The organism is Acinetobacter sp. WCHAc060025 (assembly GCF_004209355.1).
GTDB classification, from domain to species: domain Bacteria; phylum Pseudomonadota; class Gammaproteobacteria; order Pseudomonadales; family Moraxellaceae; genus Acinetobacter; species Acinetobacter wuhouensis.
Genome location: NZ_SGSX01000003.1, coordinates 51233 through 67179 on the forward strand (window position 1 = coordinate 51233; position 15947 = coordinate 67179).

Annotated in this window: 17 protein-coding genes; 7 read left to right on the forward strand and 10 right to left on the reverse strand. The window is 38.3% G+C overall.

Annotation, left to right across the window (positions count from 1 at the left end; genetic code table 11):
- Positions 1-18: 18 nt before the first annotated feature.
- Positions 19-1539, reverse strand: coding sequence for an exopolyphosphatase (gene ppx / locus EXE09_RS03090; RefSeq protein WP_068972891.1), 1521 nt, complete (start codon positions 1537-1539; stop codon positions 19-21).
- Between the two features lie 293 nt (positions 1540-1832).
- On the opposite strand from ppx, the gene trxA reads away from it, so the two are divergent.
- From trxA to EXE09_RS03105, 3 genes are all read left to right on the forward strand, one after another.
- Positions 1833-2159, forward strand: a complete 327-nt coding sequence (gene trxA, locus EXE09_RS03095; RefSeq protein ID WP_068972890.1) for a thioredoxin — start codon at positions 1833-1835, stop codon at positions 2157-2159.
- A gap of 347 nt (positions 2160-2506) precedes the next feature.
- Positions 2507-3775 (forward strand): transcription termination factor Rho, encoded by a 1269-nt coding sequence (gene rho, locus EXE09_RS03100; protein WP_068972889.1) that lies wholly within the window; start codon positions 2507-2509, stop codon positions 3773-3775.
- A gap of 382 nt (positions 3776-4157) precedes the next feature.
- Positions 4158-4418: a hypothetical protein gene (locus EXE09_RS03105; protein ID WP_130116313.1), complete on the forward strand. Its 261-nt coding sequence runs from the start codon at positions 4158-4160 to the stop codon at positions 4416-4418.
- 412 nt (positions 4419-4830) lie between these two features.
- On the opposite strand, the gene EXE09_RS03110 is transcribed toward EXE09_RS03105, so the two are convergent.
- The 3 genes from EXE09_RS03110 to pheS form a co-directional block, all read right to left on the reverse strand.
- Complete coding sequence (locus EXE09_RS03110) at positions 4831-5127, reverse strand: integration host factor subunit alpha (RefSeq protein WP_004723042.1); 297 nt, start codon at positions 5125-5127, stop codon at positions 4831-4833.
- The gene (pheT, locus tag EXE09_RS03115; RefSeq protein ID WP_130116314.1) at positions 5124-7505 is read right to left on the reverse strand and encodes a phenylalanine--tRNA ligase subunit beta; all 2382 of its coding nucleotides are present in this window, start codon (positions 7503-7505) and stop codon (positions 5124-5126) included. The genes EXE09_RS03110 and pheT overlap by 4 nt, the downstream gene beginning before the upstream one ends.
- 131 nt (positions 7506-7636) lie before the next feature.
- Positions 7637-8617, reverse strand: a complete 981-nt coding sequence (gene pheS / locus EXE09_RS03120) for a phenylalanine--tRNA ligase subunit alpha (protein WP_130116315.1) — start codon at positions 8615-8617, stop codon at positions 7637-7639.
- Between the two features lie 217 nt (positions 8618-8834).
- On the opposite strand from pheS, the gene EXE09_RS03125 reads away from it, so the two are divergent.
- On the forward strand, positions 8835-9866 hold the full coding sequence (locus tag EXE09_RS03125) for a hypothetical protein (protein ID WP_130116316.1): 1032 nt from the start codon (positions 8835-8837) through the stop codon (positions 9864-9866).
- Positions 9867-9900: 34 nt separating this feature from the next.
- On the opposite strand, the gene EXE09_RS03130 is transcribed toward EXE09_RS03125, so the two are convergent.
- The 4 genes from EXE09_RS03130 to EXE09_RS03145 form a co-directional block, all read right to left on the reverse strand.
- Complete coding sequence (locus EXE09_RS03130) at positions 9901-10449, reverse strand: NADAR family protein (protein ID WP_130116317.1); 549 nt, start codon at positions 10447-10449, stop codon at positions 9901-9903.
- A 12-nt stretch (positions 10450-10461) separates the two neighbouring features.
- Positions 10462-10953 (reverse strand): GNAT family N-acetyltransferase, encoded by a 492-nt coding sequence (locus EXE09_RS03135; protein WP_068972883.1) that lies wholly within the window; start codon positions 10951-10953, stop codon positions 10462-10464.
- Between the two features lie 4 nt (positions 10954-10957).
- Entirely contained in the window at positions 10958-11164 is a 207-nt protein-coding gene (locus tag EXE09_RS03140; protein ID WP_068972882.1) for a hypothetical protein, read from the reverse strand.
- Positions 11165-11275: 111 nt separating this feature from the next.
- Positions 11276-11656 (reverse strand): hypothetical protein, encoded by a 381-nt coding sequence (locus tag EXE09_RS03145; RefSeq protein WP_130116318.1) that lies wholly within the window; start codon positions 11654-11656, stop codon positions 11276-11278.
- A gap of 53 nt (positions 11657-11709) precedes the next feature.
- On the opposite strand from EXE09_RS03145, the gene EXE09_RS03150 reads away from it, so the two are divergent.
- Positions 11710-12873, forward strand: a complete 1164-nt coding sequence (locus EXE09_RS03150) for a hypothetical protein (protein WP_130116319.1) — start codon at positions 11710-11712, stop codon at positions 12871-12873.
- Positions 12874-12954: 81 nt separating this feature from the next.
- Here the strand turns inward: EXE09_RS03150 and rplT are convergent, their stop codons facing one another.
- Both rplT and rpmI read right to left on the reverse strand, forming a co-directional pair.
- Positions 12955-13314, reverse strand: a complete 360-nt coding sequence (rplT, locus tag EXE09_RS03155; protein ID WP_004723060.1) for a 50S ribosomal protein L20 — start codon at positions 13312-13314, stop codon at positions 12955-12957.
- Between the two features lie 11 nt (positions 13315-13325).
- Positions 13326-13520 carry a 50S ribosomal protein L35 gene (gene rpmI / locus EXE09_RS03160; protein WP_002054552.1) on the reverse strand — a complete coding sequence of 65 codons (195 nt, stop codon included), beginning with the start codon at positions 13518-13520 and terminating at the stop codon, positions 13326-13328.
- A gap of 224 nt (positions 13521-13744) precedes the next feature.
- On the opposite strand from rpmI, the gene EXE09_RS03165 reads away from it, so the two are divergent.
- Together EXE09_RS03165 and EXE09_RS03170 are read left to right on the forward strand one after the other, a co-directional pair.
- The gene (locus EXE09_RS03165) at positions 13745-15004 is read left to right on the forward strand and encodes an MFS transporter (protein WP_130116320.1); all 1260 of its coding nucleotides are present in this window, start codon (positions 13745-13747) and stop codon (positions 15002-15004) included.
- A gap of 125 nt (positions 15005-15129) precedes the next feature.
- Entirely contained in the window at positions 15130-15882 is a 753-nt protein-coding gene (locus tag EXE09_RS03170) for an energy transducer TonB (RefSeq protein ID WP_130116321.1), read from the forward strand.
- Positions 15883-15947 lie beyond the last annotated feature (65 nt).

Here is a 15947-nt window from a genome sequence, read left to right on the forward strand (position 1 = left end):
TCATCACCCGACCTGAAGTTAATCGATAAACTGTTCCGACTGAATATTCAATGCAATGTCCCAATGCTTAAATTGCACTTGCTCATCATGCAAATCTGCAACCAGCAGTGGCCATTGTTTGGCATCACCAGAAACGCTGAGATGCCATTGTTGCTCATTATCCACCGTCAATTCAATGGCAGGAAGCATCTCATCGCTACGGCTGTGATTCAGTAAAACGGCAAGACGAAGCAATAAGCATAAGTAGACAAGCTTGTGACTACCGACCTTGAGCACATCTAATTTGGCATCTGGACGTAATTTACGACGATGATGAGCGACCAAATGTGACAAATGGTTTTGATCGATTTGCGAAAAACCAGGAATGTCAGAATGCTGTAATAAATAAGCACTATGTTTATGATAACCACTGTGACTAATGGCTAAACCGATTTCATGTAAATACGCAGCGCGACGCAATAAATCACTATCATCACTGTTTAAATTCAGTGCAACAGCCACGCCATCAAATAAATGCTGTGCGGTTTCTACTACACGTTCTGCTTGTTTTTGGTCTGCGCCATAGCGCCCCATCATGGCTTGTACGCTACGATCACGGACATCTTCATGTTGAAAACGCCCTAGAAGATCGTACATCACCCCTTCACGCAATGCGCCATCGGAGTAAACCAATTTATCAATATTTAGTACTTCGAATACAGCATACAAAATCGCAACACCTGCAGGTAAAACAGCTCGACGATCTTCTTTTAAACCTTCAAACTCCATATCTGAAATATGTTTGAATTTCAGCATTTTTTCTTTGAGTTTTTCTAAGCCTTCACGGGTCAAGTTTTCTTGTTCATCACTCCACCCCATATTGACCGCAATTTGACGACAAGCCTTGATTGTTCCACTTGAGCCAACCACCGTATCCCAACCAGCAGCTTTATAAGTATTAGCAATTGAGGTCAATTCTTTTCGTGCTGCCACTACAGCTTTATCAAAGGCTTTACTATTAATATCGCCTTCTGGGAAATAGGCTTTGGTAAATGCAACGCAACCCATTTGCAAAGATTCGGTATGGATCGGTTCAAACTCTTCACCAATAATCAGCTCAGTCGATCCACCACCAATATCAATCACCAAACGACGACCACTATTGACCATAGTATGCGAAACACCTAAGTAAATTAGACGCGCTTCTTCACGGCCTGCAATAATTTCAATTGGCTTTGGTAAAATTTCGGCAGCTTTTTGAATAAATTCGTGACCATTTTTAGCTTGACGCAAAGCATTGGTCGCAACAATACGCAAACGCGTTGGTTGTACAGAACTCAACCGCCCAACAAAACGTGCTAAACACGCCAAACCACGCTGTTGTGCAGCTTCAGTTAAATTCTTATTTTCATCCAATCCAGCAGCAAGCTGAACTTTTTCTGACATAGAAGCAACTTTCTTAACTTCACCATGATCCACACGTGCGATTGCCAAGTGGAAACTGTTTGACCCCATATCAATGGCAGCAAGTAATTCTTCATCAATCAAAAAATCAGACATTATTTATACAAACTCATACTGAATTGTTGCCTAGATTAATTCACATGCACGCAATTTAAAAGCCATTTATTTAGACAATTTGACGAGTCATTATTTTTTCAGCATATATGACAATTGTGTTACAGAAACCACCCTTTTTTCAAAGTTCCGATTGTAAATATCGTGAGCATCAATTGGACAATTTAATCAATTCGCCTGAAAATTTACGCATTCCCCTACATTGTTAAAGATGACTGTGTAATACTTATATCCATAGATAGATTCATCTTTAAAATATTTTTGGAGCAAAATCCATGTCTGGCAATATCGTAAATACAACTGATGCAAACTTTGACGCTGATGTTCTTCAATCTGACATTCCTGTAATTGTTGATTTCTGGGCAGGTTGGTGTGCACCATGTAAAGCCATCGCACCTGTATTAGAAGTCCTTTCTAATGAATACGAAGGCAAAGTTAAAATCGTTAAGGTTGATGTAACGGCTTGCGAACAAACTGCTGTGAACTACAACATCCGTAATATCCCAGCATTATTAATGTTCAAAAACGGTGAAGTTGTTGCACAACAAATCGGTGCAGTGCCAAAGTCTAAATTGACTTCATTCATTGATGAAAATATCTAATTTTAGATTTTTGCAGTACTGATCTGCAAAATTTTAAATATTCAAAAATACGCTAGAAAAACTAGCGTATTTTTTTGACTATAATTTGACAAATACATTGATCTCACTTATATTTCATGCACAAGGAACATTAGGATTATCTTTTTCCTGTTTCTTAAAAGACAACACATAAGATCGCCGCTCGGCAACAGAAATTGTTTAACACATTTCTCCTCGAAAGAACTACATAGCTTCTGAGTCTGTTTTTGCTCAAATGCATTTTCAGCTCAACGATTGCACTGCGGACGACTTTTGCTTCTTTTCTCTTTTATCTGTGTTCCACACATCCTTATTCAATCTGACCATCTATGAATTTAACTGAACTCAAGAAAAAACCGATCGGCGAACTCATTAAAATTGCTGAGTTTATGGGCCTTGAAGGAATGGCGCGTAACCGTAAGCAAGACATCATTTTTGCCATCTTGAAACGCCATGCAATGAATGGCGAAGAAATTTTTGGTGATGGTGTTCTAGAGATTTTGTCGGATGGCTTCGGCTTCCTCCGCTCAGCAGCGGGTTCTTACCTTGCTGGTCCGGATGATATTTATGTAAGCCCATCACAAATTCGTCGTTTTAACCTACGTACAGGTGATACGATTACAGGTACGATTCGCCCACCGAAAGAAGGTGAACGTTACTTTGCATTATTAAAAGTAAACCAAATTAACTACGATACACCTGAAAACTCACGTAATAAAATCTTATTTGAAAACTTAACCCCACTTTTCCCGACTGAACAATTGGTTATGGAATTGGGTAATGGTTCTTCTGAAGATTTAACTGCACGTGTAGTCGATTTAATTGCGCCAATTGGTAAAGGTCAACGTTCAATCATTGTTGCACCACCAAAAGCTGGTAAAACGATGTTGTTACAAAACATCGCGCAATCGATTGTTCGTAACAACCCAGAATGCTTCCTCATCGTACTTCTTATTGACGAACGTCCTGAAGAGGTAACCGAAATGGAACGTACAGTTCGAGGTGAAGTTGTTGCATCTACATTTGACGAATCACCTGCGCGTCACGTACAAGTGGCTGAAATGGTGATTGAAAAAGCCAAACGCCTCGTTGAGCACAAAAAAGATGTCGTCATTCTACTCGACTCAATCACTCGCTTAGCACGTGCGTACAACACGGTTGTACCATCATCAGGTAAAGTGTTAACTGGTGGTGTAGATGCACATGCATTAGAACGCCCTAAACGCTTCTTTGGTGCTGCACGTAATATCGAAGAAGGTGGCTCATTGACCATTATTTCTACTGCATTGATCGAAACAGGCAGTAAAATGGATGAAGTCATTTACGAAGAATTCAAAGGTACAGGTAACCAAGAGATTACACTTGATCGCCGTATTGCTGAAAAACGCGTCTTCCCTTCAATGAACATCAAAAAATCAGGTACGCGTCGTGAAGAACGTCTCATGAGCGAAGAAAACCTACGTAAAGTCTGGATTTTACGTAAATTACTTCACCCTATGGATGAACTTGCAGCAATGGAATTCTTGCTAGATCGCATGAAAGAAACCAAAACCAATGATGATTTCTTTGATCAAATGAAGCGTAAAGCGGCAAACTAATTTAAAGAAAATGATAAAAAGGCTATCTATAACGATAGCCTTTTTATTTGGTTGACATTATTTACATAAATATACAATTGCAGCGTTTTGATTTAACACAAAGTTGCAAATGTTTGAAAATTAAAATTAATAAATAGTTTTCCCCATGTTTTTTAAGTATTTACCCTTTAATAAACCAATCTAAAACTCAAAATCAATTGTAAATATCTGTTAAAAAACCATCATTTTTGCATCATTTTTGACAGTTTTTTTAATTTAGACAGTAGCAATTCAAAATGCGCAGTGATAGCATATTCGCATACCAGTTAGACTGCTCATGCAAAAAGCAATAAACAGGCTAACTTGGGTTTTTTGTCTCAATTTAATTTATGAGAGTGATGCCATGTTATTCAAAAAAATCGCTATTGCTGCTGCAGTTGCTACTACTTTAGCTTTTGTTGGTTGTGCTAAAAAAACTGAAGAAGCTGCTGCTGACGCAACTGCTGCTGCTTCTCAAGCTGTAGAAGCTGCTTCTGAAGCTACTGCTGCTGTTGACGCTGCTGCTGCTTCTGCTACTGACGCTGCTGCAGTTGCTACTGACGCTGCTTCTGAAGCTACTGCTGCTGTTGCTGACGCTTCTGCTCCAGCTTCTGCTGCTCAATAATAATCACTTAGATTATTATCAGAAAAAAGAGAACCTTAGGTTCTCTTTTTTATGTCTATAAAAAATATCTCTATACTCTAGTTTACTCACACAGCAATAAACTTCTTGGCTAATTCATAAAGCACTCAAACTATATATTTAAAATGTATCCAAAAGTGTACTTCTATTAACTATATATGGCTCAGAAATGAAGAGCACAATTCCACAAGAGAATGAAGTTTCTCCCGCTTGCAAAACACTGATTCTCACTCCGCAAGGAAAGAGAACATTCATTATTGATCTCTATCTATTCAAAACCAACTTTTGCAAATAGTCTGATCTTCAAAACGATTATATTCACCTTTGCTCCGCACATACAAAAAAGCCCCAAGTAAATACTCAGGGCTTTTATTTATACATAACGAATCGAAAATTAATCTTCTTGTTCTGTACCTACACGTTGTCTGAATTTCTGACCTGCACGGAACGTTACCACTCGACGTGCTGAAATCGGAATTTCTTCTCCAGTTTTTGGATTTCGACCTGGACGTTGACGTTTGTCACGTAGTTCAAAGTTACCAAAACCTGAAAGTTTAACTTGTTCACCGGCAATTAATGCTTGGCTAATTTCGTCAAAGAACAATTCAACCATTTGTTTCGCTTCACGACGATTTAAACTCGTAAGCTCACTTAAATGATCAGCCATTTCTGCTTTTGTTAATGCTGTCATGAGGCCCTCAATGTCGCTTGGTAAGTGCTTTCTAACACTTGAATAATATGATCCATACCGGATTTAATTTCAGCATCTTCAAGTGTACGAGTTGGATGTTGCCATAACAATGCAAATGCCAATGAGCGCTTACCTTGTTCAACCCCTTGCCCAGTGTACACATCGAATAACCAACTTGAGTCGAGTAACTCTCCACCAGTCTTTTCGATAAGTTGCTGAATTTCACTGACATTAATCTTATCACTAATTACAAGAGCAATATCACGTCTAACCGATGGAAATCGTGATAATTCTGTAAAATTAGATACATAAGTTTGCAAAACAGCCGATTGATCGAGCTCAGCAACCCAAGTTGTGCCCAAATCGAGTGCATTTTCTAAAGATGGGTGCAAACGACCTAAATAACCAATCGATTGACCATTCACCAAAATTTCAGCGGATTGCCCTGGATGTAACCATTCACGTTCAGAACGTACATACTCAACTTGGACGCGACCTGCTGCTAAAACTTCTTCAACTTCACCTTTTAAATCAAAGAAATCCATCGCTTGAGGCTTAGCATGCCAAGATTCTGCTTGCTTAGACCCCACAGCGATCATCGCCAAAGTAGGGATCTGTTTAAGATCATCAATATTTTGTGCATTTTGATAATCAAAACGTAAACCAAGCTCGAAGAAACGCACACGGCTTTGCTGACGATTGATATTGTATTGCACACAAGGGATCAAGCTTGAAAGTAAAGTTGAACGCATCACAGCCAGATCACTTGAGATTGGATTTGCCAATGCCAAAGGATTCACTTGTGAATTCAATTGCTTTTCAAGTTTTAAATCTGCAAAGCTAAAGCTAATCGCTTCTTGGTAGCCTAAAGCCACCAAAGTTTGGCGTAATTGTGGTAATTCAAACTGGTCTTGATGTTTTGCTAATCTCACATCAATGACTGGCAAGCTCATTTGAATATTGTCATAGCCATGAATACGCGCAACTTCTTCAATCAAATCCTGATAAATTGCCATATCATAACGATGTGATGGCGGAACAACTGTCCATTCACCTTGTGCTTTAACGGTTACATTACAACCTAAACGCTGTAAAGCATCGGTAATAAAATCTGATTCAACTTTATAGCCAAGCAATTGATCCACTTGCGCTTGATTCAATTCAATCGCTTCACGTGTTGGCAATAACGCTGCTTGTTCAGCAACAGTAATCGGACCAAATTCACCACCGGCAAGTTCAGCAATCAATTGCGATGCACGATGCATGGCAATCATTGGTAATTCAAAATCTACACCACGTTCATAACGTTGCGATGCGTCAGTATGTAAACCAAAACTACGCGCACGACCTGCAATCGCAAGTGGAGCGAAGAATGCTGATTCTAAGAAAATCTCAGTAGTTGCATCTGTCACAGAAGAAGACAGACCGCCCATGATTCCTGCAATTGCTAATGCTTTACTGTCATCAGCAATCACCATGACATTTTCAGACAATTCAACTTCTTGTTCATTTAACAATACAAGCTTTTCATTTGCTGTTGCCTGACGTACATGAACTGAACCCTGTACCTTGCCACCATCAAAAGCATGTAAAGGCTGACCGAGTTCCATCAATACATAGTTGGTAATATCTACTAAAATACTGTGCTGACGAATACCTGAACGTGCTAAAGCTTGTTCCATCCATGCAGGAGTCGGTGCTTTGGTATTCACATTTTTGATCACACGACCTAAGTAACGTGGGCAACCTTCAGTTGTAATCACAACTTGTTTTTGATCTGCAATTGTCGCTGCAACTTCTTGAATTTCAGGAGCAGTCACAGGCAACTGGTTAATCACACCAATTTCACGGGCAATACCACGGATACTGAAACAGTCACCACGGTTTGGTGTGATACTGATATCAATCACATGATCATCAAGATTTAGATATTCACGGATATTCACACCAACAGGCGCATCATCTGGAAGTTCTAAAAGACCATCAATTTTATCTTCAAGATCAATTTCAGAAGCACCGCACAGCATTCCTTGTGACTCAACGCCACGAAGTTTGCCCTTTTTGATTTTAAAATCACCAGGTAATACTGCACCAATCGTTGCAACAGGTGCTTTCATCCCTGCACGGACATTTGGCGCACCACAAACGATTTGCAATGGTTCACCCGAACCAATATTGACTGTGGTTACACGTAAACGATCTGCATCAGGATGTTGCTCTACAGTAAGAACCTCACCAACCACTACACCTGTAAATGGTTTTGCTGCTGGTGTTAAATCATCAACTTCTAAACCAAGCATAGTCAGCTGGTCAGATAAAGCTTCGCTATCAATTGCAGGATTTACCCACGTGCGTAGCCAATTTTCGCTAATTTTCATTTCGTAAAAACCTATAATTTCTAAATTTCTAATCCCCTCTCACTCCACTTTTAAAAGCAAAGTACCCGTCATCTCATCACAATGGACAACCCCTCTCCTTTCAGGAGAGGTCAGGGAGAGGTATAAACTTGTTAAGCAAATTGGCGTAAGAAACGCACATCATTTTGGTAGAACATACGCAAGTCATTGATGCCATAACGCAACATCGCGAAACGTTCTACACCTAAACCAAAGGCAAAACCTTTATACTTTTCAGGATCAATTCCCGCAGCTTGGAGTACATTTGGATGCACCATACCGCAACCTAAAACTTCCAACCATTTACCACGCTCATCCATAATATCCACTTCAGCACTTGGCTCTGTAAATGGGAAATAAGATGGACGGAAACGTACTTTCAAATCTTTTTCAAAGAATTCATTGAGGAGATTGACCAACAAGCCTTTTAATTCAGCAAAGCTGGTATTTTCAGCAACGTATAAACCTTCGATTTGATGGAACATTGGAGAATGGGTTTGATCCGAGTCACAACGATATACACGACCTGGACATACGATACGAATCGGTGGTTGATTCTTTTCCATAGTACGGACTTGCACACCTGAAGTATGCGTACGCAACAAATGGTTTGCATCAAAATAGAAAGTATCATGCATCGCACGTGCAGGATGGTGTCCTGGAATATTCAATGCTTCAAAGTTGTGATAATCATCTTCAACTTCTGGACCTGTCGCAACGGTAAAGCCTGCTTTGGTAAAGAATTGGCAAATACGTTCTTGAACTTGAGTCACAGGATGGATACTACCGACAGTTTGCCCTCGTCCAGGCAAAGTAATATCAATCGTTTCGCTTGCAAGTTTTTGTTCTAGTGCAGCTTTTTGTAATTCAGTTTGACGTTCAGTGAGTGCTGTCGTAATTGCTTCACGTACGGCATGAATTTGCGCACCAAAAACTTTACGCTCTTCTGCATCCATTTTACCTAATGATTTCGACTGTTCCGCAAGCTGGCTTTTTTTCCCTGTAAATTGCACTCGAGCTTGATCGAGTGTAGCAAGGTCTTGAGCTGCTGCAATCGCAGCGAGCGCTTCAGTGGTCAGGGCTTCCAGTGACATAGTAACTCTCAAAGCAACAATTTAGAAAAATAATATAACTGCATATTCTAACAGTTTTTATGCAGTTGAATGAAGTTTCCGCTTGATGAAAAATACGATTAGACAGCACTTATTCCAAATAAATTGTGAATTTCCCTGTGTGAATACTGTTGCAATGCTAGAACTTTGATTTATAAAAAGTATAAAATGGATTCAATGTCACTGAGATTTATAACAAATGGCACTCGATCAAATCTGGAAACGACAACTTACCCTTGTGACTTATGGTAATGAATATTTAACCCAAGAGATTGGTTTCTCTCGCTGGGTCAATCATGCCATTTTTAATCAGCATGCCTTTGGCTTTCGTGATTTGATGACGCAACATTTGTTAGCACAACATTTTCAAATTTGGCTGGAAGGTTTAAAAAAACAAGGCGTCTATCGTCTGAGTTTACATAGCTCAAGCTTGCTGAATGATGAACAGAATCCAAATGCCAATGTTGAGCTTTTAGCCATTCCACATTTTATTGTTAGTCACGATAAGCAAAAGAAAACGGCTTGGATCTTCGGTAAAGAACTGGCTGAATGGTACAGTGCAGACAATGACTACGAAGCACCATTAGCTCAACGTCCTAACATTCGTACAGAAGTTTTTTGGCGATTTGATCTTAACGCTAAATTGGTGAAACGCATCGAACAGGATTTGGTACAACCCAATTGGGATGATATTCAAATTTATACAGATAATGAATTATTTGATAGCAAATATGCACAAGGCTTTGTTGAACCCATCAATAAAGATTTGCCTTACTATGGCTTAGAAAATAATGATCAAGTTGAAAATGATGCAAGTGTAAAACTTTCATTACTTCCAACTGATTACCAATCTGATTATGGACATGAAACTTTCTATCGTTTTGACGCTTTAGAAAGCTTTATTTCTACAAAACTACAGCATCCTTATGATGAAAATGAACAAATTCTCAGTCCAGAAGAACAGATGAATTTGCGTCATTTTTTACAGAAATTTGAAGATTTAAAAGCCAAGTTTATTGTCAAAATTGCAAACCACTATAAAACAGCACGATTAACACCCAAAGTCGTTGAATCGCCTTTTGACAATAGCAATTTCAATACAAAGACGGAGCAACGTCAGAGTTTTAACAGCAAACCAAGTGGTGAGCATAAACCGGGGAAAACCAGTGTTTTTGCTTTAATTGTGATTACGATTTTGATCTGCTTAGCCGCGTATTATTTTGGTTTGTAATTATTTAGTCGGGTTAATCAAATAGAAAGCAACCTTAGAGTTGCTTTCTCACATCCATTAAAGCAAAACCTAGTAGATTCAATCCTTTCCACTGTAAGGGTTTTTCAGCATTTCCATCATCAGCAGATAATCCAATTCCCCATACTTTGTCATAAGGTGATGCTTCAACAATGACCTTATTGGAAGTATTAAGCAGAAATTGCTTTAATTCTACATTTTGAGAAAATTTTTCCACGTTTCCTCGAAGCACAATCTTATAACGATGTTCAATCCAAATATCGTCTTGATAATTCTTGACTAAACGCCCCAAAGCCTTAATCTCTTTTGGACTCGTTGTTTGTAAAATTTTTTCAAAGATTTCATCATCACCAAATAACTTAGCCTTTTGCGCCATCATATACTGTTCCGTATTTCGATAATGCACATCATCAACATCAAAATGTGCAGGGAACCACTGACTTAAACAGCTTTTATCTACAACATTTTTCTGCTTTGGTGTATGTCCCCAAAAACATAGATATTTAAAACGCTGACCCTTTCTGATCTGTTCTTGTAAATCTATTAAAAATTGTGAATCTATCATTCTTATATTGCTCTATGCTTTATGTAGTTCCCATTGATAAAATACTTCGGAAATTCCCTTTCCATATTCAGGAATTTCATCTTCACCCATCATTTTTCCACCCATTTTCTCATAGAAATAACGGCTGGGATTTTGATTAATCACACCCAATTGCAATCGCTGATAATGTGCAGAATTCGCAAGCTGATAGAATTGTTCAAACATTGTACGACCAATACCTTGCCCTTTAATTTCTTTTAGAAAATAAAATGCCTTAATTTCAGCAATATTGTTATTTGGATTTAAATAACCATCTAAAAACCCCAAAATTTGACCTTCGTGTTCATATACAAAGATTCGATGATTCTGATCAATGACTAATTTTTGCCAAAGTTGAATCCGTTGTTCTACACTTAACTCATCTATGACGTGTTGACGAATTATACCAATATAAGTTTCTTTCCAACTCTGCACATGAACTTGGGCAATTTGTTGCACATCATTTTGATTTGCAATTCGAATCACAATTTTACTCTGGTGAAATAATAGGGCGAATAGTGAGAATCACTTTATGATCATTGGCATGTTGGTTGATATAATGTTGTAAACCAGTCACTTCCCCCTTCACTTCCGCATCTGCTCCATACATCACTTTAATGGTTTCTCCGATTCTCGGCAGGAGTTGTAACTCAACTTCAATTGCACCTTGTGGAACGCCTTCAATTTCTACACGCATTATTCTTTTCCTATCTTTTTATTTGGAGATAGCCTTAATGTATGCGAGCGCAATTCAATTCGACAATTATTTCATGTTGATATTGTGTAATTTAGCTTCAAAGACTTTCTTTTAGTCATCGTCATAATTCAAGTCATCTGCATCAACATTAATAAAATCTGGCTGTGGTGTAACTTCAAATTTGACTGCTTGAATGGTCAATTGTCCTTGTAGTTTAGCTTTAGCAACACGATGCATTCCATCCATTACGCGCCCTTCTGCACAGACAATAATCGGATATTTTAAATCAGCATCTTGAACCAATTGAATATGATCAATAATTTGTTGCGTCGTTGGATATATGTCAGGAAACCAGTAGCTTTCATTCAATTCTCGAATTTCGATCAACGGAATTTCAATTGTTAGAAAGTTTTGGCTTAACTCAACCAAGCGATGCACATCCCAAATACAAGTATCGTCACCCACTTGGCGAAAATGGTATTGTTTTCTCATATTTTTTCACACATGCTATATGACGATCAGAAAATATAATAACAGGAAAATACATGCATTTTGAAAGAGCTTATCGCCAAGTGGCTTTGGTCAGTTATGGAAATGAATTTTTAACTGGCGCAGTGGATTCAGAAATTTTAGATCGCCATCCTCTACTCTTTACTCATTTTCCTATTTTGCGTGATCTTAAAAAAGGTACTTTACTGGCAGGTTCTGCTTCACATTTACTCAATCATCTCAAAGTACAGGGGCTTTATAAAATTAGTTTACACTTTGCATCTGATGTATTACAGCCACGTACTGATTCTCAAATCTTTGATTTTAATGTAGGTGAATACAATTTTTGCATTGTCTGTCATTTCCCAAATCAAATATTTAAAGTGCTCATTCATGTTGATGAAAAACCACTATGGCAAGAATATGATCCGAATCAATTTCCATTACAGTCTAACTATAATAATTATCATGATAGCGTAGAAAACTATGTATTGATGGATGTATCACCTGATTTTTCAGACAAAATTTTAGCGGATTTACAGCCTCTTTCATGGCAATCTTTTTATGCGGAATATCAAAAAGAAGTCTATGATTTTGAAATCTCAAAGCGCTATGGTTCTTTTCCCGTTCCACTGACAGAAAGTAATTGCTATGAAGGTAATCTCTATCAAAAAGAGGAACAATTTCCCCTATTACCGTATAATTTAAAACGAAATTATGTGAGTAATTTAATTATCAATGCGGCTGCACTGCGTCATCGCTTTAATAATGAATCTCATGCTAAAAATGAATATGCAGATTATTGGCACATGGCAAGTAATGAAAAAGTTGAATTTTCTCAAGCCTCAAATATTGTAGAGAAATTTCTTCCTATTATCTTAAAACATTCAGCTAACCATTATCAAAATGCAACCCTCGATGCACAAACACAATCAAACATGCCTTTTGTTTCCACCTCAAAAACAATAGAAAATTCACGCGATGCGTCAACATCAAATTTAGAAAATATTGAACCTGAGAAACCTGAATTAAATGAAGTATCTTCTGGTTTCAAATGGTTTGGGCTGATTAAGTTTTTATGGTTTATGTTGTGGTGTTACTGCGCCTTATGGACATTGGCATATTTTACGGTACGTTGGGGAAATATTTTTGTACTCGGTATCGCTTTTTTATATGCACTATACAAAATACTGCCTAAATCAAATGAACAATCTGAATAGCTATTTTTAACTCATTAGAATTATTTTTCTTAAAATAAAAAAGACCGCTAAAAGCGGTCTTTTTTAAATCATCAATGATGATTAAGCAGCCAATGCACCTTTAGCTTTTTCAGCTAAAGCAGCAAATGCAACTGAGTCATGCATAGCGATGTCAGCAAGTACGCGACGGTCGATGATCACTTGAGCTTTTTTCAAGCCATCGATCATACGGCTGTACGACAAACCATTTTGACGAGCACCAGCATTGATACGTGCAATCCACAAAGCGCGGAATTGACGTTTCTTTTGACGACGGTCACGGTAAGCGTATTGACCTGCTTTAATTACCGCTTGGAACGCTACACGATAAACACGTGAACGCGCACCATAGTAACCTTTAGCACGAGCAAGAATTTTTTTATGACGGCGATGAGCCTGTACACCACGTTTTACACGAGCCATTTATAATCTCCTTAGATGTATGGGCACATACGACGAACTGAATTCATGTCACTTACGTGAACCATGACACAACCGCGCAATTGACGAATACGTTTAGCAGATTTTTTGGTCAAAATGTGGCGTTTGAACGCTTGTTTACGCTTGAAACCGTTAGCAGTCGCTTTGAAACGCTTAGCTGCACCACGGCGAGTTTTTAACTTAGCCATAACAACCTCTTTAAACACCTGTTCGGAACGTTCGCACCATTGCGAAGACGACCTGCAGGTAAGGGAGGCAATATTCTAAATCATCTCTGTATAAAACAAAAGCAAAACTACGGACTATTTCAAATTTCCTTAATGTAATTTCCGATGTTAATTTCACGCATGATGACAATTAAAAAGGCTTATAAATCTTTATAATCGTCACATCATGATAAAACTGGACAGTTATGAACCCTGCACAGGATGCTTTTGCTGCGCTCCGCTATCGAGATTTCTCAATTGTCACCATCAATCAATTTTGCTTAACACTGGCAATTTTAATCCAAGAAATTATCGTGGCTTATTCACTTTATCAAATTACCAAAGATCCTTTGACCCTCGGTCTAATTGGTTTGGCTGAAGCCATTCCATTTATCGCCCTGTCACTTTGGGGTGGATATTTCGCAGATAAGTTTAATAAACAAACGATTATGAAAATTTGTCTATTTTTCTCAGTTCCATTACCACTCGTACTGTGGTGGTTATTCCATAGTTTTGATCACGCTCAAATCAGTATTCATACCTTGTCATGGGGAATCTATACAGTAATTTTTGGTTTAGGAACGATTCGAGGTTTTTATAATCCATCAGCAACCTCTCTCAAACCATTCTTAATTCCCCGTGAGTTATATGCCAATGGTGCAACTTGGACTACGATTGGATGGCAAAGTGGCGTCATTATTGGCCCAATGCTCGGCGGTTTCATGTTGGCATGGTTAGGACGTGAAAACAGTCTTTTATCTGTAGCCGTACTTCTATTTGTCTGTTTTTGTCTTATTGCGCGCTTAAAGAAAAGAACCTTTCCAAAAATGGAACAGAGTAATTTAAAAGACAGCTTAAGCGAAGGTTTCCGCTTCATTTGGAAAACTAAAATCGTCCTTTGGGCGATCTCTTTAGATTTAGTTTCCGTGCTATTTGGTGGTGTGATTGCCCTACTGCCGATCTTTGCTGAAGATATTTTAAAAGTTGGTCCTGAAGGTTTAGGCTACTTACGTGCAGCGCCATCCATTGGTGCGCTTATCACGATGATCGCATTAACCAAGTTTCCGCCTACCCATCATGCATGGCGCAATATGCTTTTAGCTGTTGCAGGCTTTGGGATTTTTACCATCATCTTCGCATTCTCGAACAGTATGTGGCTTTCATTGATTGCTTTAGCAATGACTGGGGCATGCGACAGTATTTCAGTTGTGGTTCGTCAAACTATTTTACAAGTTTACCCACCTGAGAATATGCGTGGTCGTGTTGCGGCGGTCAACGGCATGTTTGTTTCCAGCAGTAATGAACTCGGTGCGTTTGAATCGGGGTTGGCTGCAAAATATCTAGGGACGATTACTGCAACCGTTTTCGGGGGTTGTATGACCATGGCTGTTGTTGCGATCAGTTGGATTAAAACCAAGGATTTATTCAAAGTTGACATTACCAAAGGACAAGAACAATCGAAATAAAGTTAAAAACTGAGAAAAATGTGCCTTCGGGTACATTTTCTATTGCGAGATTTGGTATTTCGATAAATACTTTGCACAATTAAATTATTTACATGCAAGTTCAATTTGCATGAATTGCCAAAGCTATGAATAAAGTTATTTTTACAACATGCCTTTTATGCCTTTCTACATATAGTTATAGTGCTGAAAAATTACCTACCATTAAAGTGCAAGGTAACCAATTAGAACAAAATGATCCACAACATTTAACTACTCGTATTCAATGGCTTAAGTTCCCGCAAATTAAATACCAAAGTAATGAATTAAAAGACCAAGAACGTTCAGCCATTATTCGCGTCAAAGCAGATCATTCAGGTAAAGTGCTTGATGCTGAAATTCAAGAAAGCACAGGCATTCGCCAACTTGATCAAAAAATTATTGATGCTGTTGAAGTTGCCAAAGTTAAACCTGCAATAAAGAATGGTAAATCCGTTGCAATGGTGGGTTATCAGACATTCACCTTAACTATGAATAATGCAACAGACCACAAGCCATCGGCACAATGCACCTATACATTTCATTCAAATCATTGGAACAAGCAGGAAAATGGCAAATCTGTTGCATTCCGCTATACCAAACAACCTCAACTTGCACTTGATGAATCGTTATTGAAGTTTAAAAATCGCGTAGTGAAATTCAAATTTAAAGTGAATAAACAGGGTGATGTGACTCAAGCAAAATTGACCAAACTTTCAGGTGTCAATGCTTTAGATCAGCAAGTACTTACTGCGGTTGAAAATGCAAAAATTGAAGTGAAACGCTCATATCGAACTTTATGGACATATAAGCCTTCGACTTTTAGTGATGAAATTCATTTCAAAACCAATGATTGTCAATAAAATAAATTCAGTAGCTTGGTGAAAAATAACTGAGCTACTGGTCTAACTATTTTCACTTTTACAGC